The organism is Achromobacter sp. CSND-B12, from assembly GCF_052906545.1.
The window spans coordinates 2560494-2586437 of the sequence record NZ_JBREGJ010000001.1 but is presented as its reverse complement, the minus strand read 5'-3'; the positions used below and the strand labels follow the sequence as shown (position 1 = coordinate 2586437).

The window sequence follows — 25944 nt, the reverse complement described above, 5'->3', positions numbered from 1 at the left end:
CTCACAGCAGGATGCGCACGGGGGCTTCGATCAGCGCGCGGAAGGCGGCCAGCCAGCGCGCGCCGACGGCGCCGTCCACCACGCGGTGGTCGGCCGACAGCGTCACGGTCATGACGGTGGCGGCCTTCAGGTCGCCGTTGTCGTCCACCACCGGGCGGCGCTCGGCCGCGCCCACCGCCAGGATCGCCGCCTGCGGCGGGTTGATGATGGCGGCGAACTGTTTGATGCCGTACATGCCCAGGTTGCTGACCGTCAGCGAGCCGCCGGTGAATTCCTCGGGCTTCAGACGATTGACCTTGGCGCGGCCGGCCAGTTCGACGATCTCGGCGGCGATGGCGGACAGCGGCTTGACGTCGGCGTAGCGCACGATGGGCGTGACCAGGCCGCCGTCGGTGGCCACGGCCACGCTGATGTCGGCGCCGGCGTGGAATTCGATGGCGTCCTCGTGCCAGCTGGCGTTGACCTCGGGCACCTCGCGCAGCGCCAGGGCGGCGGCGCGCACGATGAAGTCATTGACCGACAGCTTGACCGCGCCGCCCTGGTTGGCCTGGGCGCGCAGGGCCAGCAGCGCGTCCATGCGGCAGTCCACCGTCAGGTAGAAGTGCGGCACCTGCTGCTTGCTTTCGGTCAGGCGGCGGGCGATGGCGCGGCGCATGCCGGAATGCGGCACGCGGCTCGCGGCGGCGCGATTGGCGGACGGCGTTGCGGCAACGGGCGAGCGGTCGCGCGCGGCCTCGACGTCGCGGCGCACGATGCGGCCGCGCGGGCCGGTGCCCTGCACGTCGAGCAGGTTGACGTGCCATTGCGCGGCCAGGCGGCGCGCCAGCGGGCTGGCGAAGCGGCGCGTGCCGGGAGTGGGGGCGTCGGAAGCGGCGTCGCGTGCGGCGGGCGCCGGCGCGGCGATCGGTGCCGCATTGGCGGTGGCCGCAGGCGTCGCTGCCGGCTGCGCGGCGGCAACGGGCGCGGCGGGCTTTGCTGCCTGCGCGCCGTGTTCCGCCAGCGCCTGATCGATCGCGGCGGCGTCTTCGCCCGGCGCCAGCAGCACGCCGATCACGGTGTTGATCGGCACCGACGCCGGCCCGGCCTGCACCACGATGCGGCCCAGGACGCCCGCGTGTTCGGCGTTGATCTCGACGATTGCCTTCTCGGTTTCGATTTCCGCCAGCGCCTCGCCCACGGCGACCGTGTCGCCTTCCTGCTTGAGCCATTGGTGCAGCGTGCCGGCGTCGGCATCGGCCGCGACGGAGGGGAGCTTGATAAGGTGTGCCACGTGTAGTTCGTCCTATTCTGCGCGCACGGCCAGGTCGGGCCGATAGGCCGCCGGGTCGTCGTATTCGACCAGTTCCAGCACATTGCCTTCGGGGTCGCGGAAGAAGGCCAGCCAGGTGCCGGGCCGCACTTCCATCGGCGCCGGATCGCTGTCGAAGACCACGCCGCGCGCCCGCAGGCGCTCGACGGTGCCGGCCAGGTCATGCACGATGAAGGTCAGGTAGGTGCTGCCCTGGCGGTCCAGGATGGCGGCGCCGCGCACCGCGGGCTCCGGCGCCACGGCCGGCTGCAGCAGCTTGATGCGCTCGCCGTACGAGGTCTGCAGGCGCGCCACGTCGTAGCCATGCTGCGTCAGGCCGGTGGCGCGGGCCTTGTCGGCCGGCACGCTGACGCGGTTCACCAGCGTCAGGCCGACTATGTCGGTGTAGAACGCCAGTTGCGCGTCCAGGTCGGCGCAGCAAATGCCGACTTCCATCGGCACGCTCATGCGCAAGGCGGCGTTCATGCGCGTTCTCCCAGGTCGGCCAGCACGTCGTTCAGGCCGGCGATGACTTCTTCCGTGTCGGCGAAGGCCGCGCGCTCCAGCACCTTGGAGATGCTGGGCGAGGCCTCGCCGCCCGTGACGCGCTTGACCGGCTGGTCGAGCCAGTCGAAGTAGCGGCGCTGGATCTCGTCGGCCAGCATGGCGCCGTACGAGGTGCCGCGCGCGCCCTGTTCGACGATCAGCACGTTGTTGGTCTTCTGGATGCTGGCGCCGATGGTGTCCCAGTCGAGGTTGGCGCGGTCCAGCGTGCGCAGGTCGATCACCTCCGCATCCACGCCGGTTTCCTCCGCCGCCTTGAGGGCGCGGCTGACCATCGACAGGTAGGTCAGCACCGTGACCTTGGAACCGGCGCGGCGCACGCGCGCCTTGCCGAACGGGATGGCGTAGTCCAGGTCGCCGTCGGGAACCTCGCCCGACGAGGCGTACAGGTCGACGTGCTCGATCACCAGCACCGGGTCCTTGGAGGCCAGCGCGGTGTTCATCAGGCCGATGTATTCATACGGCGTGGACGGCGCGACGATGCGCCAGCCCGGGGCTGTGGCGAAGACGCCGGCCGGGTCCATCGAGTGCTGCGAGCCGTAGCCCGTGCCCATCGCCACCTTGGTGCGCAGCACGAAAGGCACGTCGATGTCGCCGCCGAACATGTGGCGGGCCTTGCCGATCTGGTTGAAGATCTGGTCGGCCGCGACCCACATGAAGTCGGGGTACATGAATTCCACCACCGGCTTGTAGCGGCCGTCCATGGCCAGTCCGCCGCCCAGGCCGGCGAAGGCGTTCTCGGAAATCGGCGTGCCCAGCACGCGGTCGGGGTACTTGTCCTTCAGGCCGCGGGTGGCGCCGTTGGTGCCGCCCTTCAGGCGGTGCACGTCCTCGCCCAGCACCACCACGCCGGGGTCGGTTTCCATGCGGCGGTCGAGCACGTCGGCCACCGCGTCCACGAACTTGCGCTCGACGCGGGCGCCGGCATGGTCGGCGGCGTCCTGGTAGCGCAGGCCGGCCAGTTCCGAGCCGTCGCTGCGCAGGCCCACGTCGCGGAAGTCGGGGCGCGGCCACAGGTCGGCGCGCACGCGGCGCTTGCCGCCGTCGGTGGCCTCGGTCAGCCGGCCCGACACGTCTTTCATCACGTCCTTGCAGCGCTGGCGCAGGGCGTCGACCTCGGCCTGGGTGATCAGTTGACGGCCGATCATCTCGCTGGCGATCTTGTCGAGCGGATCGCGGCGGCGCCATTGCGCCTCTTCTTCCTTGCTGCGGTAGCCGAAGGCGCTGCCGGGGAACGGGCCGTTCTGGTGGAAGAAGCGGTAGACGTCCACCTCGATGATGGTGGGGCCGTTGCCGGCGCGCATGTGCGCCACGGCTTCCGACATGGCCAGGTGCACGGCCAGCGGGTCCATGCCGTCGACCTGCCAGGCCGGGATGTTGAAGGCCTGGCCACGGGCCGACAGGCGCGGCTCGGCGGTCGATTCCTCGACCGTGGTGGACACGGCGTAGCGGTTGTTCTCGATGAAGAAGCACAGCGGCGTCTTCCACGCGGCGGTCAGGTTCATCGTCTCGAGCACCGAGCCGATGTTGACGGCGCCGTCGCCGAAGTAGGTCACGGCCACGCGGTCGGTGCCGGCGTGGTGGTGGGCCCAGGCCGCGCCGGCGGCCAGCGGCACGCCGCCGCCGACGATGGCATTGGTGCCGAGCGCGCCGGCTTCCAGCCAGCGCAGGTGCATGCTGCCGCCACGGCCGCGGCAGTAGCCTTGCGCCAGGCCCATGATCTCGGCCAGGGTCTTGTGCAGCACTTCGTCGATGGCGGGCGTGAGCGGGTTGCGCGGATCCAGGCCCAGCGGCGCGACGTGTTGCAGCGCCTTGGCCAGGAACTGGTGATGGCCGCGGTGCGAGCCGTTGATCTGGTCGCCGGCGCCCAGCGCCAGCACCGAGCCGACGGCGCCGCCTTCCTGGCCCACCGACGAGTGGGCGGGGCCATGCACCAGGCCTTCGGCGGCCAGGTCCAGCACCGCTTCCTCAAAGGCGCGGATCCAGTGCAGCTGCGTCAGCATGGTGGCCAGCAGCGCGGGGTCGGCCTGTTGCCAGTCCGAGGCCTCGACCGTCAGTTGCCGCCAGGGCGCCTGGGAACCAAGCGGTTGGTAGGTGGCCATGAGTGAATCTCCAGAATGTAGGTAAGCGTCGATGCGTCAGAGGTAGCTGTAGCGGCTCCAGCCGCCATCGGCCACCAGGGTGTGTCCGGTGATGTAGGCGGCCTGGCTGGACGCCAGAAACACCGCCAGGTCGGCCATTTCGGCCGGTTGCGCCAGGCGCCGCAGCGGCGTGCGCTGCTTGAGGCGTTCGGGGTCGAGGCGGCCGCGCGCGGCCAGGTCGCGCACCAGGTCGGTCTCGACGTAGCCGGGCGCCAGCGCGTTCACGCGCACGCCCGCCGGGCCCCATTCCACCGCCAGGGTCTCGGTCAGCAGTACCACCGCGCCCTTGGTGGCGCAGTAGGCGGCGCGGTCGGGCGCCGCCACCACGCCATACATGGAGGCCAGGTTGATGATGCAGCCCTCGCCCTTGGGCACCATGCGGCGGCCGGCGGCCTGGGCGCACAGGAACACGCCGGTCAGGTTGATGTCGACCGCGCGGCGCCATTCCTCGGGCGTGACGTCCAGCGACGGCTTGTTGGCCGAGATGCCGGCGTTGTTGACCAGCACGTCGATGCCGCTCCAGGCCTGTTCGACCTGGGCGAAGGCGCGCTCGACCGCGTCGGCGTCGGTGACCGAGGCCTGCGCGGCCAGCGCTTCGCCGCCGGCCGCGCGCAGCCCGGCCACGGCCGCATCCAGCGCGACCGGGTCCATGTCCAGCAGCGCCACCCGCGCGCCCTGGCGCACGAACGCCTCGGCCGTGGCGTAGCCGATGCCTTTGGCGCCGCCGGTGATCACCACGTTCTTGCCGCGCAGGTCGGCGTGGCGTACTTCAGGGGTATTGTCCAAGTGCTTGCCTCTACAGATGCGTTACGGCGGTCAGACCGCCAGCCATTCCTGGACCACGTCCTGGCGCTCATGCAGCTGCGCGGGCGGTCCTTCGAAAACGATGCGGCCATGGCCCATCACGCTCACCCGCGTGGAGACCTTCAGCGCGATGGTCAGCTTCTGCTCGACCAGCACCACCGACACGCCGCGCTGGTGGATGTCGCGGATCACGTCGGCGATCACTTCCACGATCTTGGGCGCCAGGCCCTCGGTGGGTTCGTCGATCAGCATGACCTTGGGATTGCCCAGGAGCGAACGGCACATGGTCAGCATCTGCTGTTCGCCGCCGGACAGGTTGCCGGCGCGGGTATTGCGGCGTTCCTTCAGGCGCGGGAAGTAGCCGAACATTTGCTCGATGGTCCAGGCCGGCGCGTCGGGCCGGACGGGCTGTTCGCCCATGCGCAGGTTCTCGTCCACCGTCAGGTTGGCGAACACCTCGCGTTCTTCCGGCACGAAACCCAGGCCGGCGCGAGCGATCTCGAAGGGGCGCTTGTTGGTGATGTCGCGGCCTTCGATGGCAATGCGGCCGCCCGTCACGTCCACCAGCCCCATGATGCTCTTCATGGTGGTGGAGCGGCCGGCGCCGTTGCGGCCCAGCAGGCTGACCACTTCGCCGCGGCCCACCGTCAGGTCGATGCCGTGCAGGATGTGGCTCTTGCCGTAGTGCGCGTGCACGCCTTGCAGGGCCAGCAGGGGGGATTGCATGCTCATACCGTTTCCTCTCCCAGGTAGGCTTCGCGCACGCGGGCGTCGCCGCGGATCTCGGCGGGCGTGCCGGTGGCCAGGATCTCGCCGTACACCAGCACGCTGATGCGGTCGGCCAGCGAGAACACCACCTGCATGTCGTGCTCCACGATCAGCAGGGTGCAGTCGCGCGTTACGTCCTTGATGAGTTCGACGGTGTAGTCGACCTCGTGCTGAGACATGCCGGCCATCGGCTCGTCCAGCAGGATCACTTTGGGCCGCGAGGCCAGCGTCATGCCGATTTCCAGCGAACGCTGCTCGGAGTAGTTCAGGTCGCCCGCCGCGGTGTGCTGCTTGGCGGCCAGGCGCACTTTCTCCAGCAGCTGGTCGACGTTCTCGTTGACGGCGCGGTGGCGCGCGATGGGGCGCCAGAAGTTGTAGACCAGGCCGTGCATGCGCAGCACCGCCAGCCGCAGGTTTTCGCGCACCGACAGGCGCGGGAACACGTTGGTGATCTGGAACGAACGCGCCAGGCCGAGGCGGTTGATGCGCTCGGGCGGCAGGCCGCCGATGGGTCGCGAGCGCAGGCTGATGTCGCCCGAGGTCGGCGCGAACGAGCCGGACATCAGGTGGAACAGCGTGGACTTGCCGGCGCCGTTGGGGCCGATGACGGCGTGGCGTTCGCCGGCCCGCACCTGCAGGTTGACGCCGCGGATGATCTGCGCGTCGCCGAAGGACTTGCGCACGTCGGTCAGGGTCAGGATCTCGTGGCTCATTTTGCGGTCTCCAGCACGGGCGCGGCCTCGGCCTCGCCGCGCCACAGGGCCAGCGCCCAGCGGCAGGCCAGGAGGCCGCCTGCGAACAGCGCCAGCGGCAGCAGCCAGGTCGACAGCGCCAGCGGCGCCCAGTCGTGGCCGAACAGGGAAATGGCGGGCCAGCCGGCATCGGGGTTCATCGCCAGCAGCGAGCGGTAGTCGCGCGCGAACATGCGTTGCAGCATTTCCACCGTGAACACCGTGGCGCCGGTCAGCAGCAGGCCGCCGGCGACGGACACCGCGGCGCGCGGCAGCCAGTCGGCCAGCCCGCGCTGGCGCAGCGACCTGGCGGCGCGCTGCACCAGGCCGACCAGGCCGTCCGGCACGAACAGCATCACCAGCACGAACAGGATGCCCTGGTACAGCAGCCAGGAACGGGTGATGTCGGCCAGCGTCTGCGACAGGAAGGTCAGGATCGACGCGCCCAGCACCGGTCCCAGGAAGGCGTTGACGCCGCCGATGTAGGCGAACAGCACCGCGTCGGTCGACAGCTTGACCTCGAACAGCACGTAGTTGCCGGCCTCGATGTTCAGCGCTTGCAGGCCGCCGGCGATGCCGGCGAACATGGCCGACAACGCGAACACCATGGTCTTGAGCGTGTGCGGCCGGTAGCCCAGGTAGCGCAGGCGGTTGGCGTTTTCGCGCAGGCCCAGCGTCAGGCGGCCCAGCGGCGTGCGGGTCAGGCCATACAGCGCGGCCAGCGACACCAGCACCCAGGCCAGCACCAGGAAGTACACCTCGACGTCCGAGCCGAAGGTGAAGCCCCAGGCCGGCATGCGCATGGCGGACAGCCCGGCTTCCCCGCCGAACACGCCTTTCAGGTGCGGCGCCAGCGCATGCAGCAGTTCGGCCAGCGCCAGCGTGATCATCGAAAAGTACACGCCGGCGCGCATGGTGGCGAACCAGCCCGCGACCAGGCCGAACAGCAAGCCGGCCACGCCGCCCGCCAGCGGCATCAGCGGCGTCGGCAACAGGCCCGCGCCGCCCAGCGCGTTCATGGCGTGGATGGTGGCGAAGGTGCCGACGCCGAAGTAGGCCGCGTGGCCGAAGGACAGCATGCCGCCCTGGCCGGCCAGCAGGTTGAAGGCGCAGGCGAACAGCGCCGCGATCAGCATCTGCACCGCCGCGACCAGCTGGCCGGCGGGCAGCAGCCACGGCAGCGCGCACAGCGCGGCCACGCAGACGATCAGCAGCAGGCCGGCGGTGGCCCGGCGAGACGAGTTCTGGCTCATGCCTGTTCTCCTTTCAGGCCCGAGGGCTTGACCAGCAGCACCACCAACATCAGCAGGAACGGCAGCGTCGCGGCCAGGCTGGAGATCTTCACCGTCATCAGGCCGCCCACGCTTTCGGCCCACTCGCCGGCGCCGAACAGGCCGAACAGGGTCGCCAGGCTGGCGTCGATGCCGACCGAGAACGAGCTGATCAGCCCGATCAGCAGCGAGGCGATCATGGCGCCTTCAAGCGAGCCCAGGCCGCCCACGACCACCACCACGAACACCAGCACGCCCAGTTCCAGCGCCATGTTCGGATTGGTGGTGTAGAACGCGCCCGCGACCGCGCCCGCCAGGCCGGCCATCGCCGCGCCCACGCCGAACACGCTCATGAACACCAGCGGCACGTTGTGGCCCAGCGCCTCGGCCATGCGCGGCCGGTAGATGGCCGAGCGCACCACGATGCCGACGCGGGTGCGCGACAGCAGCAGGTAGATCACCGCGAACATCGCCAGCGACACGCCGCCCATCAGCAGGCGGTAGAACGGATAGTCGGCGTCGAACACGCGGAAGGCCGCGAAGTTCAGGAACTGCGGCACGCGGTAGTCGACCGGGAAGTCGCCGTAGAACAGCTTGATGAGCTCGGCGACGATGAACGCCAGGCCGAAGGTCACCAGCAGCTCCTGCGCGTGGCCGAACTTGTGCACGCGGCGCAGGAAGAAGCGCTCCACGCCCATGCCGAGCACGCCGGCGATGACGGTGGCCAGCACCAGCGCGGTCCAGAACCCGGTGACGGGCGTCAGGGTATAGGCGGCGTACGCGCCTATCATGTAGAACGAGGCGTGCGCGAAGTTGAGCACGCCCATCATTCCGAAGATCAGTGTCAGGCCTGCCGACACCATGAATAGCAGCAGGCCGTAAATCACGCCGTTCAACAGCGAGACGGTAAAGTATTCCATGTCCGCTCCAAAATCCTTGCGCGCAGGCGCCGGGCGCCTGGCGATCCATCACGCTCTGTTGTGTCCCGGCCCCGCGCCGGCGAGCGCTTTATCGGCGAGTGGCCGCGGACGGCATGCCGTCCGCGGCCATCGCGTCATCAGTCCGGGCGAACCATCTTGCAAGTGGCCTGCACCGGCGCGGACACGTCCGCGGCGGACAGCACCTTGACCGGCTCGAAGCCCATGTCGGTGCCGTCGGCCTTGTACTTGGCGTTCTTGCCCACCTTGGACACCACCATCGGCAGCTGCACCTGGTGGTCTTCGGCGCGCATGGTGTAGGTGCCCAGCGGCGAGGTGTAGGTGACCTTCTCCAGCGCGCGCGCCAGGTCCGGCACCGACAGCTTGCCGTCCTTGGGCTTGACCGTCTTGAGCGCCTCGCCCAGGAAGGTGATGCCGATGACGGTCTGCGGCTCGGTGTAGCTGGGGTAGTGGCCGGTCTTGGCCTTGTAGTCCTCGGCGAACTTGGCGCCTTCCTCGCCCGCGGCCTCGATGTTGTAGGGATGGGCGATGTAATGGCCCAGCGCCACGTCGCCGGCGTTGGCGAGGTTGCCGACCTGGTCCAGGAACACGGTGGCAAAGCGCACCTTCAGGCCGGCCGACTGCGTGGCCTTCATCAGCAACAGCAGGTCGTTGGACCAGTTGCCGGTGATGACGGTGTCGGGATTGGCCGAGCGGATGCGGGCCACGTAGGGCGCGAAGTCCTGGATCTTGTTGACTTCGTGTAGCGTCTTGCCGACCACCTCGTAGCCGTACTGCTTGGCGAAGCGCTCGGTGGCGCCTTCCATGTCCTGGCCCCAGGAGTAGTTCTGGTTGATGGCGTAGACGCGCTTGCCCAGCGTGCCGTCGGCCGACATGACCGAGGCCAGCGCCTTGACGCGCAGGTCGGCGTTGGTGGTGAAGCGGAAGTGGTAGAAGTGGCACTTCTGGCCGGTCAGTTCCAGCGCTTCGCCGCCCACGTTCAGGAACACGACTTCCTTGCCCGGGTTGCGCAGGTTGTGCTTGCGCACGTCCTCGGTGAGCTGGCCGGAGATGGCCGACGACGAACCCTGCACCAGGATCTGCACGCCTTCGGCGGCGGCGGCGCGGAAACGGTCGGAGGCGCCCACGGGGCCGCCCTGGTTGTCGAACTCGACCAGTTCCAGCGGCTGGCCGTTCCAGCCGCCGGCGGCGTTGATGCGGTCCAGCTGGTACTTGACCGCGGCGCGGAACATCAGGCCGGTCGAGGCCTGCGGGCCGGACAGCGTTTCGATCAGGCCGATCTTGACGGGCGCGGCCTGGGCCGATGCGGCGATGCCGGCCAGGCACAGCAGGCCGGTGGTGAAAGCCAATTTCATGCGTGTCTCCTCCGTGGAACGGGAGTGGTAGGTCCGTGAATCAAGCAAGCGCGTTCAGCAGTTCCTGCTGCGGCTTTTCTATGCCCAGGAAGCGGGCAATTTCGGTGAGTTGTCCTTCCAGCATGTAGAGGCCGGGATGGGTGCGGCAGCCGCGCGCGGCCGCGGCGCGCAGCAGCGGCGTGTCGACGCGGCTCATGACGGCGTCGGCCACCACCGCGCCGGGCGCCAGGGCGTCCAGCTGGAAGGGCAGGGGATCGTTGTCGTCCAGGCCGAGGGTGGTCGCGTTGATGGCGATGTCACAGGTTTCGGGACGCGGGCCGGCCACACCGATGGCCAGGCCGGGATAGTGGCGCGCCAGGCGCGCGGCGAACGCCTCGGCCTTGCCGGGCGAACGGTTGTACAGGCGCAGGCTGGCCGGGCCGGCCTCGGCAATGGCGCAGGCGATGGCCTTGCCGGCGCCGCCCAGGCCCGCCAGGTAGACGTGGCGGCCGGCAGGCTCATGGCCCTGGCCGCGCAGGCCGGCGACGAAGCCCAGGCCGTCGAAGTTGCCGCCGGTCAGGCAGCCGTCGCGCAGCCGCACCGCATTGACGGCGCCGATCAGTTCGGCGGCGGGGGTGAGGGCGTCGCACAGCGTGGCGGCGCTTTCCTTGTGGGGCACGGTGACCACCAGCCCGCCCAGGTTGGCCAGGCCGCGCAGGCCCGCGAACAGGCCGGGCAGGCCGGCGGCGGCCACGTGGAACGGCACCATGACGGCGTCGATGCCGCGTTCGCGCAGCAGGGCGTTGAGCCGCTGGGGCGTCTTGACGTGCGCGATCGGGTCGGCCGCGATCGCGAATACGGTTGTGCTGCCGGTGATTTCCACCTGGTTGTCCCCTGCCTGTCATGCGGCCGTTGGCCGTGTTTTTCCGACCTGCTTGCCTGAAATCGCCAGTTGCTTTACGCTTTCAACACAAGTTGTCAGGCAACTTTATTAAGTTGTCCGATAAATCATAGGGCAAGCGTTTTTCCCGTGTCAAGCGATGCATTTGGCGGTTCAATCGAACCGTCGGCGGCACCCCGGGAGCGGGCGCTTGCCGTCGAAAAAGCGCTTTGGAGACAGCATGATTTCGTTCGAAGGACAGGTAGTGGCCATCACCGGCGCGGGCAATGGCATCGGTCTGGCGACCGCGCGGCTGATGGCCGCCCATGGCGCCCGGCTGGTGCTCACCGACATCGACAAGGCGCGCCTGGACGAGGTGGCCGCCGAGCTGGACGCCAGCGGCCAGCGGGTGTTCGTGCACGCGCTGGACGTGGCCGCCTCGCACGATTGCGACCGCGTGCTGGAACGCGCCGCGCACCACTTCGGCGGCCTCGACCACCTGGTGCATTGCGCCGGCATCTACCCGGAGCAACTGGTCAAGGACACCAGCGACGAGGCCTGGAAGAAGCTGATGGGCGTGAACCTGGACGGCACCTTCTACGTGTGCCGCGCGGCCCAGCGTCACCTGCGCCAGAACGGCTCGATCGTGCTGCTGACGTCGCTGGCGGCGCAGCGCGGCAGCTACGCGCACGCGGCCTATTCGGCCTCCAAGGGCGCGGTGCAGAGCTTCACCCGCAGCCTGGCGCTGGAGCTGGCGCCGCAGATCCGCGTGAACGCGGTGGCGCCCGGGATCATCGCCACCTCCATGACGCACGACCTGATCGGCCAGAAGGGCGCGCAGTTGCTGGAAAGCACGCCGTTGCGGCGCTTCGGCACGGCCGAGGAAATCGCCGGCGCGATTGCTTTCCTGTGCTCGCCGCTGGCCGGTTTCGTGACGGGCGAGGTGATGCAGGTGAACGGCGGCATCTATATCGCGTAAAGTCTGAAGCGGCCGCGCCCTTGATTCCGGCAAAATCCTATAATTTTCAAGGGCGCCGCCGCAGTGAAACGTCGAGAATTCCTATAACCACGGGCCGGCGCGCCCCAGGGGCTTCCCCGCCGCGAGCCGCCTTCACGTTTTAACGATTCCACATGCAGCCCACTCAAGCACAGGACTCCGACCCGCAGCGCGCCGCGCCCAGGCATTCGCTTTCGGCGGGCGTGGCCGACGCGCTGGCCGAGCAGATCCGCCAGGGCACGCTGGCGCCCGGCGACCGCCTGCCCACCGAGAAGCAATTGACCGAGATCTACTCGGTCAGCCGCGCCGTGGTGCGCGAGGCGCTGGCGCGCCTGAAATCCGAAGGCTTGATCACCTCGCAGCAAGGCAGCGGCGTGTTCGTCGATCCGAACTTCCAGCGCAACGCCTTCCGCATCGCCGCGCCCACGCCGGGCGACAACCAGGACCTGGAACACATCCTGGAGCTGATGCTGTCGATCGAAGTGACCGCCGCGCGCTACGCGGCGCAACGCCGCACCGAACCCGACCTGAAGAAGATGCGCCAGGCGCTGGTGGGCATGGAGTACGCGCTCATCAACGACAAGCTGGGCGACGAAGAGGACTACCAGTTCCACCAGGCCATCGTGCAGGCCACGCACAATCCGCACCTGGTGGCGCTGAACGACTATCTGGAAGCGAATGTGCGGCGCGTCATCCGCAGCGCGCGCAACAACACGGCGCGCATGTACGCCGAGCGCATGGCGGCGGTGCAGAGCGAACACCAGGCGATCTTCGCGGCCATCGAGGGCGGGGATTCCGATGCCGCCGGCAAGGCCGCCGAGCAGCACCTGCGCAATGCCGCCGACCGCCTGCGGCTGTTCCAGGCGGAACGTTCGCCGCCGGTCTGACGGTCGCCGGCCCGCCCCGATTCACGCGGGGCCGGGGGCGGCATGGCGAGGCGCCGCGTTCAGGCGAAGGTCTGTTCCATTTCGCGGCGGAACTGCACGGCGGCCGAACGATCGTCGTATTCCACGTCGCTCCAGCGGATCGCCTGCGACTGCCGCACCGCGTGCTTGAGCTTGACCTGGTGCGACAGGCCCAGCGGCAGGTAGCCCTCGTCGACCGAATCGCGCGCCGGCATCAGCCGGCCATACACGGTGTAGCCGCCTTCGCCGTCCAGCAACTGCCCGGCCTGCAGGTCGCGCTTGGCCGTGGCCACTACATCGCCATGCCAGCCGGCCGGCGCGCCGGTAGGCTCGCGCCGCAAGCCGACGCTGGCCACGCTGATGCCCAGTTCCAGCCCGATCAGGTGATACGGCTTGTACATGGCGGTGTAGTTGCCGCTGGGATCGGTGACCAGGCCGTATTCCTTGAAGCAGCGACGCACGTAGTCGCTGTCGGCCGCCAGCGTCACGTACACGCCCCAGCGCAGGTCGCGGAACACCGGCCGGCCGTCGCGTTCGAGCGACGAGATCACTTCCACCTGGCCGCGATGATGCAGGATGCCGCCATCCTCGCGCGGCCGCAGCACGCGCGCCAGGTCGTCCACGCCGCAGGGCGGAAAGTGCAGGCCCGAGGGCGAGGGCAGCAGCCCGGTGGCGTTGGAGACCGCGGCCATCTCGATGGCGCTCTTGGTGCCGTCCAGGAAGCTGTTGAACATCTGCGCGTTGAAGTCGCCGGCCGCCACCATCTCGGCGGTGAAGCCGTAGTAGGGCCAGACGGTGTCGGGCGTGGAAGTATGGAATTCGGGCAGGTACTTGGTGCCCTTGCCGGCCGCCATCACCTCGAAGCCGCTGGCGCGGGCCCAGTCCACCATTTCGCAGATCAGCGCCGGCTGGTCGCCATAGGCCAGCGAATAGACGATGCCGGCTTCGCGCGCGCGCCGCGCCAGCAAGGGTCCCGCCAGCGCGTCGGCCTCGACGTTGACCATGATGATGTGCTTGCCGTGCTCGCAGCAGGCCAGCACGTGGCCAATGCCGGCGGCCGCCTGGCCGGTGGCGTCGATGACGATGTCGACGTCCGGACTGGCGATGACCGCGTGGGGATCGTCGGTGAAATAGACCTTGCCTTGCTTGAGGGCGTCGCCGGTGCTGGCGGCGTTGAGCGCCGTGGCCGGCCAGCCGACCCGGGTGAGCGCGGCGCGGGCGCGATCCGGGGTCAGATCGGCCACGGCCACCAGCCGCATGCCGGGCGTGCGCGGGGCCTGGCTCATGAACATCGCGCCGAACTTTCCGGCGCCCAGCAGCGCTACGCGCAAGGGCTTGTGGTCGGCTTCTCGCTGCTTGAGCAGGCGGTGCAGATTCATGGTGCAGGCTCCTCCAGGGTGTGGGGATACAGCACCACAGAATAGCCTCAACCCCGGCCGCTGAACAGGGCCGGCCACCCGGCCGTCAGGATGTCATCCAGGCGTCATTCGTCGGCCGTATACAGCTCGCCGGCCAGCACGTTGCGCCAGTTGCTCCAGGTGATCCGGGGGCGGTCGGCGACGCCGCGGTTGTAGGGCGCGTCGAACAGGACGTGCTTCCAGCGCGGCTTGACCGCGCCCTGGATCAGGGGCTTGTCGTCGATCAGCAGGTTGCCGTGCACCAGGGTCTTGTCCTTGGTCAGGATCAGCCGGTTGGTGGCCTCGCGGCCCAGGTGTTTCTCGACCCACAGGTATTTCTCGGCGACGCAGTTCTCGAACTGCGACAGGGGCGAGGTGCAGATGCGCACGTCCATGCCCAGCGCCAGCAGTTCCTTCACGGCCTCCAGCGCCCCCGGCACCGGCGGCAGGTTGCGGATGAACCCGGGCGCGGTGTAGATGGCCTCGGCCATGCCGCGCAGCTCGGGCGCGTAGTCTTCGCGGATATAGAAGGATTTGCGGTCCTCGAACGCCACCGGCGCGATGTCGGGATGGCGCGCGCGCCAGGCATCGATGAAGGCGTGTTCGAAGTCGGCCAGCACGCCGTCTTGGTCGAGCAGGATGATCATAAAGATCCTAAGTCGTTGCGACGCGCTCGATTGTGCCAGAGCGCCGGCGAGTGGCCTCAGCCCGGTTGCGGTTTCGAGCGGGCGACGACGCGGTAGCGGCTGCCGCCGTCGGTGGATTCGGATGCCACCAGCACCATGCGGTCGTAGTGCCAGGTCAGGGGCGGGGGGGCGTCGGCGGGTGGGTCGTTGCGCTCGATGTTGCGCAGCAGCGTGACGTGGGGGCGGAACGGCTGGGCGGGCGGCACGAAGCCGAAGGCTGACAGCCACAGCCACAGGCCGTCATGGCTGGCCTGGAGCGAATCCGGAGTCTGCGCGGGGCCGGCCCAGAGGATGCGTGGGCGGGCGAAGACGCCGTAGCGGTCGAGGACGACAGTGCCGGGCTGCAGGCGGTGGCAGGGGGTGGCGTCGATGAGTTCGTCGGCGATTTCCTTTTCCACGGAGCCCAGGAAGGCCAGCGTCATGTGCAGGGTTTCCGTGCGCATGGCGCGGCCGCGGCTGTGCGGTTGGGCTTGAGTGGCCCAGGTGGACAGCGTGTTGGCCAGGGGGGTGTCGGGCCAGAGGGCGTAGAAGAGGCGGATGGGCGACATGGCGGAGATTGTAGGGGTTGTTAGGTGTCGCGAGGGGCTGTGGGTTCTTGAGGCGCGCGTGTCGGGGTCGGTGGGGGATGGCGGGGCTACGATTGCTGTCCGGAGCGTTCGCTCCGGACAGCCCCGGGCTCAACCTCGTACGCCTTCGGCTCCCTACGGTTTCCGCCGGGCGCATCTACACGCCCCGCCATCCCCCACCGACCCCGCCACGCGCTCGCGATGAGGCTTAGCCTCGGGCGTTGGGACGGGTGGTGTGCTTGGCGTTTTGGCGCACATCGGGGATGGAGGGAGGGTCTTGCGGGGCCCGCCGCAAGCCGGCCGCGCGGGCGGCCTTTTGCGGCTTGCGCTGCGTCTTGCGTCGGGGTGATGGCGCTCTCGCGTGTGGGCGCGGCGGAATGTTTGCTATTGAAAGTCTTCTGGCACCACGCCTGTTTGTGGTCGGCGCGAGAGGTCGTCCCGCGCAACATGTCTGATGCCGCGCCGACCACCACCGCCCTCCCCCCCTGACGTGCGGAACCATTAGAAAACCGCCCACCGCCAGCGCGCAGCGCACCCGCAGCACGCTCAAATGCACAGACGCCCATCGTGGCCGCCCGCGCGGCCGCGATGGGCAGCCCTGTAGATTCCCTTCCCCGCACACAGGTCTAACAGCGCGACAAGCCTAGACGCTCGCAGCCCCTCGGGCGGGCGGACCCGATGGCGGGCAACCTCGATGCGCCCGACGGAATCCGAAGGAGTCGCCGAAGGCGAGGACGAGGATGAGGATGGGGAAGTCCGGAGCGAACGCTCCGGACCGCAATCGTGGGCGCCCGCCATCGGGTCCGCCCGCCCGAGGGGCGACCTACGAAGACCGACTCATCATCGCCAACAGCAGCTAACGCAATGCTCGAGCAATGAACAACTAACGATTAGCCGCCACAGCCTCCGCCCCAGGCACCGGATTCCCCCATCCGCCGCCGATCGCCCGAATCAGATCCACCGCAGACCGCGCCTGCTCACCGCTCAACTGCACCGCCACCCGTTGCTGCAGCAGCACACTGCGATCAGCTTCGATCACGTCCAGATAGCTGATCGAGCCTTCGCGGTATTGCGTGTGCGACAGCTTCGCGGCGCGGGCCGAGGCTTCCACCGCGGCGTCCTGTGCGCGCGTCTGGTCGGACAGGATGCGCAGGTTGGCCAGGTTGTCCTCGACTTCGCGGAACGCGTTCAGCACCGTCTGGCGGTAGACCGCCACGTCTTCCTCGTAGACCGCGCGGGCGCGGTCCAGGCCGGCCTGGCGGCGGCCGCCGTCGAAGATCGGCATCGACAGCGCGGCGCCGACCAGCGGACCCAGCAGGAACGTGCGGCTCGACCATTGGAACAGGTTGCCCAGTTCCGACGATTCGTAGCCGAAGGCGCCCGTGATGTCCAGGCGCGGGAAGAACGCCGACTTGGCGGCGCCCACGCGGGCGTTGGCGGCGGCCATGGCGCGTTCGGCGGCGGCGATGTCGGGACGGCGTTCCAGCAGCGTCGACGGCAGGCCGGCCGGAATCGACAGCGCCACCTTTTCGATCGGCTTGGGCGGCATCGAGAATTCCGACGGCGCGCGGCCCAGCAGCACGGCCAGCGCGTGTTCGCCGGCGGCGCGGCGGCGGTCGATGCCCAGCGCCTCGGATTGCGCCGAGGCCAGTTCGGCCTTGGCGCGCGCCAGGTCCAGCTCGCTGATGTCGCCCGCGTCGTAGCGGCGCTGGATCAGCTGCAGGGTCTCGGTGCGCAGTTGCACCGTCTGGCGGTACAGCGCGGCTTCGGCATCCTGTTCGCGCACCAGGAAATAGGTGGTGGCGACGTCGGCCTGCAGCGCCAGCAGCACCGAGCGGTACAGCGCTTCGCTCTGCTGCGCGTCGGCGGTGGCGGCGTCGGCGGTGGAGGCGACGCGGCCGAACAGGTCGGCCTCGTACGACACCGTGCCTTGCGCGCGCCAGGTGGTCACCGGCCGCGTCGACGTGCCGTCGGGCAGGCCTTGCGATACGGCCGAGGGGCGCTGGCGATTGGGGCCGAAGGCGGCGTCCAGGCTGGGGAAGAAACCGGCGCGGGCCTCGCGTTGCAGCGCGCGCGCCTGGGTCAGGCGGGCGGCGGCGGCCTGCAGGTTCTGGTTGGCTTTGTGCGCCTCTTCCTGCAGCTGGTTCAGGCCTTCGTCGCCGAACACTTTCCACCATTCGCCGCGCAGCGCTTCCTCGGACGGCTGCGCCGGTTTCCAGGTGCCGGCTTCGGCGGCGGGCAGCGCGGCTTCCTTGTAGGCCGCCGGCGTGGCGGCCGCGGGCCGTTCGTAGGTCGGGCCCACCGCGCAGCCGGCCAGCACGAGCAGGACGGCAAGCAGGGCGGAACCGCGGATCAGTCTATTGGTCTTCATGACGATTCTCTTGGGCGCGCGCCCCGCCGTGCGGGACGGGGCGCGCTGGCTATTTTTTTCCAGGCCGGATCAGGCGTTGTGCTGCGTGGCGGGCGGCGCGTTCGGGTCGATGTGCGGCATGCACACCGGCGCCTCGTGCGGCGCGGCCGAGTGCAATTTCTTGCCGCCCATCGAACGCAGCAGCACGTAGAACACCGGCGTCAGGAACAGGCCGAACAGGGTCACGCCGAGCATGCCGAAGAACACCGCGACACCCATGGCGTGGCGCATTTCCGAACCGGCGCCGGACGACAGCACCAGCGGCACCACACCCATGATGAAGGCGATCGACGTCATCAGGATCGGACGCAGGCGCAGGCGGCTGGCCTCGATCGCGGCTTCCAGCGGCGTGCGGCCGTTCATTTCGAGCTCGCGGGCGAATTCCACGATCAGGATCGCGTTCTTGGCCGACAGCCCCACCAGCACCATCAGGCCGATCTGGGTGAAGATGTTGTTGTCATTGCCCGTCAGATACACGCCGGTCAGCGCGGCCAGGATGCTCATCGGCACGATCAGGATCACGGCCAGCGGCAGGGTCAGGCTTTCGTACAACGCGGCCAGCACCAGGAACACCAGCAGCACGCTGATCGGGAACACCCACAGGCCGGCGTTGCCCGCCAGGATCTGCTGGTAGGTCAGGTCGGTCCATTCCAGCTTCATGCCGCGCGGCAGGGTTTCGGCGGCCACGCGCTCGGCCGCGGCCTGGGCCTGGTCGGACGAGTAGCCCGGCGCCGGTCCGCCGTTGATGTCGGCGGCGGTGTAGCCGTTGTAGCGCACCACCATTTCGGGGCCGAAGGTCTGCTTGACGGTCACCAGCGACGACAGCGGCACCATGTCGCCGGCGGCATTGCGGGTCTTGAGCTGCAGGATGTCATCGGCATGCGCGCGGTACTGCGCGTCCGCCTGCGCCCGCACCTGGAACACGCGGCCGAACCGGTTGAAGTCGTTGACGTACATCGAGCCCAGGTAGATCTGCATGGTGTCGAAGACTTCCGTCACCGGCACGCCCAGCTGCTTGGCCTTGACGCGGTCCAGGTCCACGTCCAGCTGCGGCACGTTGATCTCGTAGCTGGAGAACGCGGGGCCGAGCTCGGGCGCCTGGCGCGCCTTGGCCAGGAACGCGGACTTGGCCCTGTCCAGTTCGGCGTAGCCGGCGGCGCCGCGGTCCTCGATCTGGAACTTGAAACCGCCCAGCGTGCCCAGGCCCATCACGGGCGGGGGCGGGAACACGGCGATGAACGAGTCCTGGATGGCCGCGAACTTCTGGTTGAGCGAAGCCGCGATGGCGTTGCCCGACAGCGCGGCGCCCTTGCGCTCGTCGAAGGGTTTGAGCATCACGAACACGATGCCGGCGCTGGAACTGTTGGTGAAGCCGTTGATGGACAGGCCCGGGAAGGCGATGGCGCTCTGCACGCCGGGTTCCTTCAGGGCGATGTCGCTCATGCGGCGGATCACGGCGTCAGTGCGGTCCAGCGAAGCGCCGTTGGGCAGCTGGGTGAAGCCGATCAGGTACTGCTTGTCCTGCGCCGGCACGAAGCCGCCCGGCACCAGGTACGACACGCCGATGGTGGCGGCCACCAGCACCGCATAGACGCCCATGGCGCCGGCCTTGCGGCGGATCACGCCGGACACGCCCACGCCGTAGCTTTCCGAGGCGCGGCCGAACATGTTGTTGAACCAGTTGAAGAAGCGGCCGAACACGCGGTTCATGCCCCGGGTCAGCCAATCCGGCTTGTCGTGGTGGCTCTTGAGCAGCAGGGCCGACAGGGCCGGCGACAGGGTCAGCGAGTTGAACGCCGAGATCACCGTCGAGATGGCGATGGTCATGGCGAACTGCTTGTAGAACTGGCCGGTCAGGCCGGTCATGAACGCCAGCGGCACGAACACCGCGCACAGCGTCAGGGCGATGGCGATGATGGGGCCGCTCACCTCGCGCATGGCGCGATAGGTCGCGTCACGCGGGCTCAGGCCCGCGGCGATGTTGCGCTCGACGTTCTCCACCACCACGATCGCGTCGTCGACCACGATCCCGATGGCCAGCACCATCCCGAACAACGACAGGGCGTTGATGGAATAGCCGAACATCAGCAGCAGGCCGAACGTACCCACGATGGACACCGGCACCGCCAGCAGCGGGATGATGGACGCGCGCCAGGTCTGCAGGAACAGGATCACCACCAGCACCACCAGCGCGATGGCTTCCAGCAGCGTGTGCACCACGGCCTCGATACTGGAGCGCACGAACTGGGTCGGGTCGTATTCGATGCGGTATTCCACGCCCGGCGGGAAGTCCTGGGCCAGCTCGGCCATGGCGGCGCGCACCTGCGAGGACACGTCCAGCGCGTTGGCGCCCGGCGATTGCATGATGCCCATGCCCACCGCCTGCTTGTTGTCCAGCAGCGAACGCAGGCCGTATTCCTGGGCATCCAGTTCCACGCGGGCCACGTCCGACAGGTGCGTCACGGCGCCATCGGGCGAGGTCTTGAGGATGATGTCGCGGAATTCCTCTTCGGTCTGCAGGCGGCCGCGCGCATTCACGTTCAGCTGCAGCGGCACGTCGCCCAGGGTCGGGGACGCGCCGATCACGCCGGCGGCGACCTGCACGTTCTGCTCGCGGATGGCGGCGACCACTTCGGCGGCCGTCATGCCGCGCTGCGCCACCTTCTGCGGGTCGAGCCACACGCGCATCGAGTAGTTGCCCGCGCCCCACACCGTCACTTCACCCACGCCGGTGATGCGCGCCAGGCGGTCCTTGATGTTCAGGATCGCGTAGTTGCGCAGGTAGGTGATGTCGTAGCGGTCGTTGGGCGAGATCAGGTGCACCACCAGCGTCAGGGTGGGCGAGCTCTTGGTGGTCGTGACGCCCAGCCGCTGCACGTCCGGCGGCAGGCGCGGCAACGCCTGCGACACGCGGTTCTGCACCAGCTGCTGGGCCTTGTCCGGGTCCACGCCCAGCTTGAAGTTGACCGTCAGCGTCAGGTTGCCGTCGCTGTTGGCCTGCGATTGCATGTACAGCATGTTTTCCACGCCGTTGATGGATTCCTCCAGCGGCGAGGCGACGGTTTCGGCGATGACCTTGGGGTTGGCGCCCGGGTACTGCGCGCGCACCACCACCGAGGGCGGCACCACTTCCGGGTACTCCGAGATCGGCAGCTGGAACATGGCCAGCAGGCCGCCCAGCAACACCAGCACGGACAACACCCCGGCGAAGATCGGCCGGTCGATGAAGAATTTCGAGATATTCATGAACGTTCTCGTTCTGCTTTGCGGTTCACCGGCGGCTTAGTTGGCGGCCGCGGTCTTGACCGGGTTGCGTTGCGCCGCGACCATGGGCACCACGGTGGGGCTCACGGCGTCGCCAGGGCGCACGCGCTGCAAGCCATTGACCACGATGCGTTCGCCGGCGGCCAGGCCGGAGTCCACGACCCGCAGGCCTTCCTGGTTGGCGCCCAGCTTCACCTGGCGGTAGTTGGCGTGATTCTTGTCGTCCAGCACCAGCACGTAGCGCTTGTCCTGGTCGGTGCCGATGGCCTTCTCGTCGATCAGCACGGCGCTGCGCGGCTCGCTGCCGCCCAGGCGGATGCGGGCGTACAGGCCGGGCAGCAGGGTGCCGTCGGCGTTGTCGAACTCGGCGCGCACGCGGATGGTGCCGGACGTGGCGTCCAGGCGGTTGTCCACCGATTGCACGAAGCCGGTGCGCGAGTAGCCATCCTCGTTGGCCAGGCCCAGTTCGACCGGCACCGAGCCGGCCTTGCCGTTGCGGGCGGGGTTCACGTACTTCAGGAAGGTCTGCTCGTCGACGTCGAACGAGGCGTACATCTTGGAGACCGACACCAGCGTGGTCAGCGGCACCGAGGCGGCGCCGGCGGCGACCACGTTGCCCACCGTGACTTCCGCGCGCGACACGCGGCCGGCGACCGGCGCTTCGATGCGGGTGTAGCCCAGGTTGAGCTTGGCATAGTCCAGCGCGGCCTGCGCGCCCTGCAGATTGGCCGCGGCTTCACGCGCGGCGTTCTGCTTTTCCTCGAAGTCGCGGCGGGCGATGGCGTTGTCGGCCAGCAGGCGCTGGCCGCGGGCCAGTTCGGTGGCCGTGTACGAGGCGCGGGCCTTGGCGGCGGTCAGGGCGGCGGCGGCGCGGTCCACCTCGGCCGCGTAGGGGCGCGGGTCGATGGTGAACAGCACGTCGCCCTTCTTGACGATGCTGCCGTCCTGGAAGTGCACGGCGGTCAGGGTGCCGGACACCAGCGGACGGATGTCCACGCGGTCGATGGCTTCCAGCCGGCCGGAGTAGCGCTGCCAGTCGACGATGGTCTTGCTGACCACTTCGGCCACCTCGACAGGGGGCGCGGCGGGCGCGCCTTGCGCCTGGGCCGCGTTGGCGCCCGCGGGGGCGCGAAACAGGGCATAGCCCCCGCCGGCCGCGATGACGGCCGCGAAGACGACGAGCACAGCAATACGATTACGCGAAACCATGATGTTCCTTGATGGGTGATGTCGGGGTGAAGCGCGCTTGCCGTGACCGCGACGGGGGCGGGTTGGCGGCGGGGCGGGCATCGCGGCGGGTCTGTCAGTCCTGAAACACCGATGTCATATTGCGGTGCAACATGCAACGCGGTTACGTTTCCCTGGTGGAACCCGCCTTTTTGGGGGACGGGTTATACCGGGATCGGAATCTGAGGATTGACAGGCCCTGGGATGGCGCCGGGCGGCACGGGCACTTCAAGATGCTTTGCATTCTGAGTGTTTTGCCGGCGTGGATAAACACGTCTATCTCGGCAACACTGTTCGACAGATTTGTCTAATCTCGGACGAATTCGGGTTATGCTCCGTACACCCCGACCAAATTGCCCTTAAAGGACACCGTCGCCATGGACCGTTTTCAGGCTATGCAGGTGTTTGTGCGCGTCGTGGACGCCAATAGTTTCACCCGGGCGGCCGACAGCCTCTCGCTTCCGCGCACCACCGTCACCACCATCATCCAGAATCTCGAACGCCTGCTGGGCGTGCGCCTGCTCAACCGCACCACGCGCCGCATCGGCCTGACGCCCGACGGCGCCGGCTACTACCAGCACTGCGTGCGCATCCTGGCCGACGTCGAGGAAACCGAGGCCTGTTTCCAGGAAGCGGCGCTGCGCCTGAAGGGCCGGCTGCGCATCGATGTGCCGACCTGTATCGGCCGGCTGATCCTGATTCCCTCATTGTGTGATTTCCACGACAAGTACCCCGATGTCGAGCTGGTGCTGGGCATGGGCGACCGTCCCGTCGATATGGTGCAGGAGGCGGTCGACTGCGTCATCCGCGCTGGCGACCTGGAAGATTCCAGCCTGGTGGCGCGCCGCATCGGCACCCTGCAGACCGTGACCTGCGCCTCGCCGACCTACGTCGCGCGCCATGGCATGCCGCAGACCATCGAGGAACTGCGCAACCACCACGCCGTGCATTATTTCTCCAGCCGCACCGGCCGCAACTGCGCCTGGGACTTCAAGATCGACGGCAAGCACCAGGAAGTGGACATGCGCGGCACCGTGGCGGTGAACGAGGCCGGCGCCTACCTGGATTGCGGGCTGAAGGGTTTCGGCCTGATCCAGACGCCGCGCTACATGGCGCTGCCCTACCTGCAGTCGGGCGAGCTGATCGAGGTGCTGCCGCAATGGAAGCCCAGCGCCACCGCGATCTCGGTGCTGTATCCGCAAAGCCGCCAGCTGTCGCCCAAGGTGCGCGCCTTCGCCGACTGGGCGGCGGAACTGTTCGCCAGCTGCCCGCTGCTCAGCGGCCGCGACGAGACCGATCCGGCCGCCGCCAGCTGCGGCGTGTTCCAGCAGCGCCAGATCAGCCAGGCCAAGCAGATGGCCGTGGCCGGCGTGGCCGCTGCCAACGACCCCATGCCGCGCCGCCGTACCGCGCGCGAAGAGGCCGCCGAATACGCGCTGTAAGGCAGGCCGTGTCCGAGGTGGCGGGCCCGCGGGTCCGCCACGCCCGCAATTTGCCGGCAAAATCCCGGAACACCGGGAAACCCCGTAGTAAATACAGGGCTTGCGTCCCTCGTATTTCCCGAAACGTCTGTATAGTCCGACAGTCAAAGCCTCAACGCATTCACTGTCGATCCGCTCTATGCAGCCTGTACTCCCCGCTTACCTGATCGCCCGTTGGCTTTTGCTGCTCGTTTTGTTGGCGGGGGTGTATTTCCTCAGCGGCTTCCTGGTGCCGGCGCTGGCCGCGCTGATCATCGGCCTGGCCAGCTGGCCCCTGTACCAGCGGCTGGTCGCGCGCTGCGGCGGCCGCACCGCGCTGGCGGCGTCGCTGGCCCTGCTGGTGGTGATCGTGGTGCTGATCGTGCCGCTGTCGCTGGCGCTGTCGTACGCCATCAAGGAGGCCAGCACCTTCTTCGCCTGGGCCATCGCCGCCAATCGCCATGGCGTCGCGGTCCCCAACTGGATCACCTCGATGCCCGTGGTGGGCGACCGGCTCTCCGAATACTGGCAGGCCTATATCGGCCAGCCGCATGCGCTGGGCGCGCTGGTCGAGGCCGTCAGCGGCGAACACCTGGGCAATATCTACCGCATGGTGCTGGCCGCCACCGGCAACGTGTTCCAGTTGCTGCTGACGGTGCTGTTCATGCTGATCACGCTGTTCTTCGTCTACAAGGACGGCATGCGCATGGTGGCGCAACTGGACGTGCTGGGCGAACGCATCCTGCCGGCGCGCTGGCAGCGTTTTTCGCGCGTGGTGCCGGCCACCATCAATTCCACCGTCACCGGCATGGGCCTGATCGCATTGGGCGAGGGCGTGGTGCTGGGCATCGCCTACTGGGTCGCCGGCGTGCCGTCGCCGGTGCTGCTGGGCGTGGTCACCGGCTTCATGGCGTTGATTCCCGGCGGCGCGCCGCTGTCGTTCACGCTGGTGTCGCTGTACCTGGTCGGTTCCGGCCATGTGGTGGCGGGCATCGCGTTGATGGTGTGGGGCAGCGTCGAACTGTTCATCGTCGACAAGACGCTGCGTCCGCGCCTGGTGGGCGGGCCGGTCAAGCTGCCGTTCCTGCCGACCTTCTTCGGCCTGGTGGGGGGCGTGAAGACCATGGGCATCGTCGGGCTGTTCGTCGGCCCGGTGCTGATGGCGCTGCTGGTGGCCGTGTGGCGCGAGTGGGTGCACCACGAGGAAGCCGAGCGTGACACCGCCCGCCTCGGGGCCGCGGCCCCGCCCGACCAGACGCCAGCGGCCGGTCCGCGTATTTAGGTGTAATCTAGCTCTCCCCGCGCTCGCCGGCGCCTCGCCCGGCACGCGCCTGCCCTGTGCGCAGACGCTTTGCAGCTTACGCCGCGGGGTCTGAGGGGTTGGCAGGTTCATCATGTCCGCGTCGTTGCAAGAAGATGAGTTAGCGGTCCTGCGCGAGCAGGGTTTCGTGGTCGCGCGCCAGTTCGCCGACCCGGCCGAGGTGGCGGCGCTGCGCGCGCTGGCCGAGCGCCATCTGCGCGAGCACGTGGCGCCCATCGAATACGAGGCGGACCTGCGCTATCCCGGCGCGCCCGAGTCGCGCAACGCCGAAGGCGGCCTGACGGTGCGGCGCCTGCTCAGCGCCTATGGGCGCGATCCCTTGTTCGCGCAATGGGCCACCAACGCGCGCATCGGCCAATCGCTGGCGCGCTATTTCGGCGAGACGCCGGTGCTGTCCACGGTGCACCACAACTGCGTGATGACCAAGCATCCCGCCTATGGCAGCCTGACCGGCTGGCACCAGGACATCCGCTATTGGTCGTTTTCCGATACCGACCTGATGTCCTGTTGGCTGGCGTTGGGCGACGAGAACTGGGACAACGGCGGCCTGTCGTTCATTCCCGGTTCGCACGCGGCGGCGTTCAAGCCGGCGCAGTTCGACGAGCAGAAATTCTTCCGCGATGACTCGCCCGAGAACGCCGCATGGATCGCGCGCGCCGTCTGTCCCGAGCTGCGCGCCGGCGACCTGGTGTTCTTCCATTGCCGCACGCTGCACGCGGCGCAGGGCAACCGCAGCGACCGCGTCAAGCTGTCACTGGTGCACACCTACCATCCGCAGTCCTGTCATCCGGTGCCGGGCACGCGCTCGGCCAGCCAGCCGGGCGTGCCGTTGGCCGCATGACGGCGCTCGCGGCAGCGTGAAGGCCGGTCCGCCGACGCACGGTTGAGGGCAGCGCGATCGCGCGTGCCGCGCTATGTGGTAATTGGGATCTGCTATTAATAATTGAATTACAATTAAATCGCGTGCGATACGCGCGATTGCCGCCGGCAAG

At 68.6% G+C, this 25944-nt stretch carries 21 protein-coding genes; 5 read left to right on the top strand and 16 right to left on the bottom strand.

Annotated features, from left to right (window positions below; all coding sequences use genetic code 11):
• Position 1 precedes the first annotated feature (1 nt).
• The 10 genes from ACUTAG_RS12080 to ACUTAG_RS12035 form a co-directional block, all read right to left on the bottom strand.
• Positions 2 to 1270 carry a pyruvate dehydrogenase complex dihydrolipoamide acetyltransferase gene (locus ACUTAG_RS12080; RefSeq protein WP_148317333.1) on the bottom strand — a complete coding sequence of 423 codons (1269 nt, stop codon included), beginning with the start codon at positions 1268 to 1270 and terminating at the stop codon, positions 2 to 4.
• Positions 1271 to 1282: 12 nt separating this feature from the next.
• A complete protein-coding gene (locus ACUTAG_RS12075; protein WP_006386222.1) occupies positions 1283 to 1774 on the bottom strand; it encodes a VOC family protein in 492 nt (163 codons plus the stop codon).
• A complete protein-coding gene (locus ACUTAG_RS12070; RefSeq protein ID WP_020926119.1) occupies positions 1771 to 3954 on the bottom strand; it encodes an alpha-ketoacid dehydrogenase subunit alpha/beta in 2184 nt (727 codons plus the stop codon). Before ACUTAG_RS12070 ends, ACUTAG_RS12075 begins: the two co-directional genes overlap by 4 nt.
• 36 nt (positions 3955 to 3990) lie before the next feature.
• The gene (locus ACUTAG_RS12065; RefSeq protein ID WP_024070562.1) at positions 3991 to 4779 is read right to left on the bottom strand and encodes an SDR family NAD(P)-dependent oxidoreductase; all 789 of its coding nucleotides are present in this window, start codon (positions 4777 to 4779) and stop codon (positions 3991 to 3993) included.
• Between the two features lie 30 nt (positions 4780 to 4809).
• Positions 4810 to 5529: an ABC transporter ATP-binding protein gene (locus ACUTAG_RS12060; protein ID WP_006386225.1), complete on the bottom strand. Its 720-nt coding sequence runs from the start codon at positions 5527 to 5529 to the stop codon at positions 4810 to 4812.
• Positions 5526 to 6278, bottom strand: coding sequence for an ABC transporter ATP-binding protein (locus ACUTAG_RS12055; RefSeq protein ID WP_024070561.1), 753 nt, complete (start codon positions 6276 to 6278; stop codon positions 5526 to 5528). Before ACUTAG_RS12055 ends, ACUTAG_RS12060 begins: the two co-directional genes overlap by 4 nt.
• Positions 6275 to 7549 carry a branched-chain amino acid ABC transporter permease gene (locus tag ACUTAG_RS12050; protein ID WP_054515752.1) on the bottom strand — a complete coding sequence of 425 codons (1275 nt, stop codon included), beginning with the start codon at positions 7547 to 7549 and terminating at the stop codon, positions 6275 to 6277. The genes ACUTAG_RS12055 and ACUTAG_RS12050 overlap by 4 nt, the downstream gene beginning before the upstream one ends.
• Positions 7546 to 8487 carry a branched-chain amino acid ABC transporter permease gene (locus tag ACUTAG_RS12045; RefSeq protein WP_006386228.1) on the bottom strand — a complete coding sequence of 314 codons (942 nt, stop codon included), beginning with the start codon at positions 8485 to 8487 and terminating at the stop codon, positions 7546 to 7548. Before ACUTAG_RS12045 ends, ACUTAG_RS12050 begins: the two co-directional genes overlap by 4 nt.
• A 137-nt stretch (positions 8488 to 8624) precedes the next feature.
• Positions 8625 to 9860, bottom strand: a complete 1236-nt coding sequence (locus ACUTAG_RS12040) for a branched-chain amino acid ABC transporter substrate-binding protein (protein ID WP_020926123.1) — start codon at positions 9858 to 9860, stop codon at positions 8625 to 8627.
• Positions 9861 to 9900: 40 nt separating this feature from the next.
• The gene (locus ACUTAG_RS12035; RefSeq protein WP_148317331.1) at positions 9901 to 10722 is read right to left on the bottom strand and encodes a shikimate dehydrogenase family protein; all 822 of its coding nucleotides are present in this window, start codon (positions 10720 to 10722) and stop codon (positions 9901 to 9903) included.
• A 238-nt stretch (positions 10723 to 10960) separates the two neighbouring features.
• Here ACUTAG_RS12035 and ACUTAG_RS12030 point away from each other — a divergent pair, with 238 nt between their 5' ends.
• Together ACUTAG_RS12030 and ACUTAG_RS12025 are read left to right on the top strand one after the other, a co-directional pair.
• Entirely contained in the window at positions 10961 to 11698 is a 738-nt protein-coding gene (locus ACUTAG_RS12030; protein ID WP_006386231.1) for an SDR family NAD(P)-dependent oxidoreductase, read from the top strand.
• 152 nt (positions 11699 to 11850) lie between these two features.
• The gene (locus ACUTAG_RS12025; RefSeq protein ID WP_006386232.1) at positions 11851 to 12603 is read left to right on the top strand and encodes a FadR/GntR family transcriptional regulator; all 753 of its coding nucleotides are present in this window, start codon (positions 11851 to 11853) and stop codon (positions 12601 to 12603) included.
• Positions 12604 to 12662: 59 nt separating this feature from the next.
• On the opposite strand, the gene ACUTAG_RS12020 is transcribed toward ACUTAG_RS12025, so the two are convergent.
• From ACUTAG_RS12020 to ACUTAG_RS11995, 6 genes are all read right to left on the bottom strand, one after another.
• A complete protein-coding gene (locus ACUTAG_RS12020) occupies positions 12663 to 14000 on the bottom strand; it encodes an NAD(P)H-dependent oxidoreductase (RefSeq protein ID WP_006386233.1) in 1338 nt (445 codons plus the stop codon).
• A 104-nt stretch (positions 14001 to 14104) separates the two neighbouring features.
• Positions 14105 to 14665 (bottom strand): 5'-3'-deoxyribonucleotidase, encoded by a 561-nt coding sequence (locus tag ACUTAG_RS12015; RefSeq protein WP_006386234.1) that lies wholly within the window; start codon positions 14663 to 14665, stop codon positions 14105 to 14107.
• A gap of 56 nt (positions 14666 to 14721) precedes the next feature.
• Positions 14722 to 15252: an RNA 2',3'-cyclic phosphodiesterase gene (gene thpR, locus ACUTAG_RS12010; protein ID WP_148317329.1), complete on the bottom strand. Its 531-nt coding sequence runs from the start codon at positions 15250 to 15252 to the stop codon at positions 14722 to 14724.
• A 901-nt stretch (positions 15253 to 16153) separates the two neighbouring features.
• Positions 16154 to 17641, bottom strand: coding sequence for an efflux transporter outer membrane subunit (locus tag ACUTAG_RS12005; RefSeq protein WP_054518123.1), 1488 nt, complete (start codon positions 17639 to 17641; stop codon positions 16154 to 16156).
• 69 nt (positions 17642 to 17710) lie between these two features.
• Positions 17711 to 20926 carry an efflux RND transporter permease subunit gene (locus ACUTAG_RS12000; protein WP_148317327.1) on the bottom strand — a complete coding sequence of 1072 codons (3216 nt, stop codon included), beginning with the start codon at positions 20924 to 20926 and terminating at the stop codon, positions 17711 to 17713.
• 36 nt (positions 20927 to 20962) lie between these two features.
• Positions 20963 to 22153, bottom strand: coding sequence for an efflux RND transporter periplasmic adaptor subunit (locus ACUTAG_RS11995; protein ID WP_082402534.1), 1191 nt, complete (start codon positions 22151 to 22153; stop codon positions 20963 to 20965).
• Between the two features lie 395 nt (positions 22154 to 22548).
• Here ACUTAG_RS11995 and ACUTAG_RS11990 point away from each other — a divergent pair, with 395 nt between their 5' ends.
• From ACUTAG_RS11990 to ACUTAG_RS11980, 3 genes are all read left to right on the top strand, one after another.
• A complete protein-coding gene (locus tag ACUTAG_RS11990) occupies positions 22549 to 23613 on the top strand; it encodes a LysR family transcriptional regulator (protein ID WP_020926131.1) in 1065 nt (354 codons plus the stop codon).
• A gap of 178 nt (positions 23614 to 23791) precedes the next feature.
• A complete protein-coding gene (locus ACUTAG_RS11985; protein ID WP_148317325.1) occupies positions 23792 to 24913 on the top strand; it encodes an AI-2E family transporter in 1122 nt (373 codons plus the stop codon).
• A gap of 112 nt (positions 24914 to 25025) precedes the next feature.
• On the top strand, positions 25026 to 25793 hold the full coding sequence (locus ACUTAG_RS11980) for a phytanoyl-CoA dioxygenase family protein (protein WP_020926132.1): 768 nt from the start codon (positions 25026 to 25028) through the stop codon (positions 25791 to 25793).
• Positions 25794 to 25944: the final 151 nt, after the last annotated feature.